This window comes from Streptomyces sp. SID486 (assembly GCF_009865385.1).
Taxonomy (GTDB): Bacteria; Actinomycetota; Actinomycetes; order Streptomycetales; family Streptomycetaceae; genus Streptomyces.
The window spans coordinates 1-2,568 of record NZ_WWJT01000309.1; the positions used below are offsets into that span (position 1 = coordinate 1).

At 73.5% G+C, this 2,568-nt stretch carries 2 protein-coding genes; both read left to right on the top strand.

The features are described 5' to 3' along the window. Positions 1 to 230: 230 nt before the first annotated feature. Complete coding sequence (gene lnt, locus GT045_RS14570; protein WP_161334428.1) at positions 231 to 1,841, top strand: apolipoprotein N-acyltransferase; 1,611 nt, start codon at positions 231 to 233, stop codon at positions 1,839 to 1,841. Positions 1,842 to 1,896: 55 nt separating this feature from the next. Next, positions 1,897 to 2,376, top strand: a complete 480-nt coding sequence (locus tag GT045_RS14575) for an NUDIX domain-containing protein (RefSeq protein ID WP_161296228.1) — start codon at positions 1,897 to 1,899, stop codon at positions 2,374 to 2,376. The last annotated feature ends 192 nt before the right edge of the window (positions 2,377 to 2,568 follow it).

Here is a 2,568-nt window from a genome sequence, read left to right on the forward strand (position 1 = left end):
GCTGATTGCAGCGGGCGGGTGGCGGGGCACCGGCGGATGCGGTCGCCGCCCCGCGGCTGGCACCTTGCGATCGGCGGGTCCCGGGGGCACCGGCGGGTGTGGTCGCCGCCCCGTGGCCGGCACCCTGCAACCGGCCCCCCGGGACCGGCGCCCACCAGCGGCGACCGGCCCCTCCGTCGGCGCCGGACCGTCCTGTCGGGGGCGGCGTCAGCCGCCGTACACTCACCCGGGTGACCGTCACCGCAACTTCCGTGGACCAGCCGGACCAGCTCCAGCCGCGCCCCGCCTCCGCCGCGCGCCGTGGCCGACTGCTGCGCCTGGTCCCGGCCGCCGCCTCCGTGCTCTGCGGAGTGCTGCTGTACGTCAGCTTCCCGCCGCGGACCCTTTGGTGGCTGGCCCTGCCCGCCTTCGCCGGCTTCGGGTGGGTGCTGCGCGGACGGAGCTGGAAGGCAGCCCTCGGCCTCGGTTACCTCTTCGGGCTGGGCTTCCTGCTGCCGCTGCTGGTGTGGACCAGCGTCGAGGTCGGCCCCCTGCCCTGGATCGCGCTGGTCGCCGTCGAGGCGCTCTTCATCGCCTCGGTCGGGGCGGGCGTCGCCGCCGTCTCCAGGCTGCCCGCCTGGCCGGTGTGGGCCGCCGCGCTGTGGACAGCGGGAGAGGCGGTACGCGCGCGGGTGCCCTTCCACGGCTTCCCCTGGGGGAAGATCGCCTTCGGCCAGGCGGACGGCGTCTTCCTGCCGCTCGCCGCGGTGGGCGGTACTCCCGTGCTCGGCTTCGCGGTCGTCCTGTGCGGGTTCGGCCTGTACGAGGCCGGGCGGCTGATCGCCGAGCGGCGCCGGAGCCGGACCGTGCGGCGCGCCGCCGCGGCCGCCGCGCTGCTGAGCGTCTCCGTGCCGGTGGCGGGTGCGGTCGCGGCGCGCGCGCTGGTCAGCGACGAGGCGGAGCACGGCACCGCGACCGTGGCGCTCATCCAGGGCAACGTGCCGCGCTCCGGGCTGGAGTTCAACGCCCAGCGGCGGGCCGTCCTCGACTACCACGCGCGTGAGACGCACAAGCTCGCCGTCGACGTCAGGGCGGGCAAGGTGCCCAGGCCGGACTACGTCCTGTGGCCGGAGAACTCCTCCGACATCGACCCCTTCGAGTATCCCGACGGCGCCGCCGTCATCGAGCAGGCGGTCAAGGACATCGGCGTGCCCGTCTCCGTCGGCGCCGTGGTCGAGAAGGACGGCGAACTGCTCAACGAGCAGATCCTGTGGGACCCGGTCAAGGGACCGACGCAGACCTACGACAAGCGCCAGATCCAGCCCTTCGGCGAGTACCTTCCCCTGCGTTCGCTCGTCGGCGCGATCAACAAGAGCTGGACCGAGATGGCCCGCCAGGACTTCAGCCGGGGCACCGCACCCGGCGTGTTCGGCATCCACGGCGCGAAGGTGGGCCTCGCCACCTGCTACGAGGCCGCCTTCGACTGGGCCGTACGGGACACGGTGACGCACGGCGCGCAGATGATCTCCGTGCCGAGCAACAACGCCACCTTCGACCGCAGCGAGATGACCTACCAGCAGCTCGCCATGTCCCGCGTCCGTGCCGTCGAGCACAGCCGTACCGTGACCGTGCCGGTGACCAGCGGCGTCAGCGCGGTCATCATGCCGGACGGGCGGATCACGCAGAAGACCGGCATGTTCGTGCCCGCCTACCTCGTCCAGAAGGTGCCGCTGCGCACGTCCACGACCCCCGCCACCGAGCTGGGCGTCCTCCCGGAGATCGCCCTGGTGCTGGTCGCCGCGGGCGGGATCGGCTGGGCGGTCGGGTCCGGACTGCGCGCCCGGCGCGCCGCCGACGCGTAGCCGTACGGCTCCCGGTCCGGCCGGGTGCCGCGCTGCGGCCCGTTAGGGTCGGCTCATGGCTACTCCCGAATTCATCCGCACGCTCAGGGGCTCCGCCGGCCGGCAGCTGCTCTGGCTCCCCGGCGTCACCGCGATCGTCTTCGACGACGAGGGCCGGGTGCTGCTCGGCAGGCGGACCGACACACGCAAGTGGTCGGTGATCGGCGGCATCCCCGAGCCGGGCGAGCAGCCAGCGGCCTGCGCGGTGCGGGAGGTCTTCGAGGAGACGGCGGTGCACTGCGTGGCCGAGCGGGTGGTGCTGGTCCAGGCGCTGGAACCGGTGACGTACCCGAACGGCGACATCTGCCAGTACATGGACATCACCTTTCGCTGCCGGGCCGTGGGCGGTGAGGCGCGGGTCAACGACGACGAGTCGCTGGAGGTCGGCTGGTTCGCGGTGGACGCGCTGCCCGGACTGAACGAGTTCGGCCTCTTGCGGATCAAGCAGGCCATGTCCGATGCACCCACATGGTTTGACCCTACGACTGCCAGCTGAAGTGTGGGTGGTCGCCACATGTGGTGACCACGGGCGTCCGTCTAGGGTCGGCACATGACCTCGCCCACCCCCCTGCCCGGCCCGGGGCCCCAGGAGCTCGCTCTCGACCTCGCCGGCCGCACCGCTCTCGTCACCGGCGCCGCCGGCGGCATCGGCCGCGCCTGCGCGCTGCGGCTGGCCGCCGCCGGGGCC

Bases quoted from the DNA above. Each gene is read 5' to 3' on its own strand.
- GT045_RS14575 (WP_161296228.1), top strand. From the start codon at position 1,897: ATGGCTACTCCCGAATTCATCCGCACGCTCAGGGGCTCCGCCGGCCGG.